The organism is Methylobacterium sp. WL64 (genome assembly GCF_008039945.1).
Taxonomy (GTDB): Bacteria; Pseudomonadota; Alphaproteobacteria; order Rhizobiales; family Beijerinckiaceae; genus Methylobacterium.
In genome coordinates this window covers 1-933 of the sequence record NZ_VRVA01000294.1, presented here as the reverse complement: position 1 = coordinate 933, position 933 = coordinate 1, and the positions used below count along the sequence as shown (strand labels likewise).

1 protein-coding gene is annotated in these 933 nt (G+C 65.2%); it reads right to left on the bottom strand.

Annotated features, from left to right (window positions below; translation table 11 throughout):
* Nucleotides 1–562: 562 nt before the first annotated feature.
* The coding region (locus FV242_RS33960) for an outer membrane protein (RefSeq protein WP_368732195.1) at nucleotides 563–933 on the bottom strand (371 nt) is incomplete at its 5' end.

Below are 933 nucleotides of genomic sequence, written 5' to 3'. Positions count from 1 at the left end.
CGCCGAGGGCGAGGCCGACATCCGCACCGTCGTCGATACCGCGCGCCTCGCAGGCCGCAGTCCCTTCGGCACCATTCTCAAGACCATCGGCGCCTGAAACCAGCCATCAATGGCGTGGGTAATTACTTTCGCACTGGTGTCTATGCGCATGCACTGAGCCTACCCAAGCACTTCGTGCAAGCGAGATGCTAGGGGTCTGAAGTGGCTCATGCCTAGATACCCAATTCGACCTCGAACTCGGCCATCTCCTTTTAGCGGACCGTGGCATCCACCGTCACGCCACGCCCAGAATGCCCGGCACAGATTGCCTCCTGACAGCCTGGCGAGTTGCGACAAGGTCATGATGACCTGCGACTGGATTAGATCCCGACACGAAAAAACACCCCAGGAGCGGGTGCTCCCAGGGTGTTGCCGACCTCACGGCCAGATTGATCGGGCTGGGGATCCGGAGGCCAACGAGTTGTCGGCACCTTCCGCGGCGGGGAGCGAGGAGGAGGACCAACACCTCTCGCCCGCCGGCCGCATCTCCCGGCGTTGAGGCCGGGAGCAGCGCGATCCGATACTAGTACGAGCCGAACTTGTAGTTCAGGCCGGCGCGGACGACGGCGAACTCGTCGTCGCGGCGACCGATGGCGCTGTAGGCCACCGGGACGAGGTTGGCGGCGTTGACGACCAGGGCACCCTGGTTGCGGTTGCCGCGCTCCAGGTTGACGTACAGACCTTCGATCTTGAACGTCACGGCCGAGGAGCGGAAGAAGTTCAGGAACGACTCGGTGGGGAGGGCGAACTCGACACCGCCGCCCACCGCGTAGCCGGTGCGGAAGCTGTCGTTGCCGGCGTAGCCGCCGAACGAGCGGTCGGCGCTGCCCGAGCCGTAGGCGAAGCCGCCGGTGCCGTACACGAGGGTGCGGTCGAAGGCGTAGCCGAGGCGGC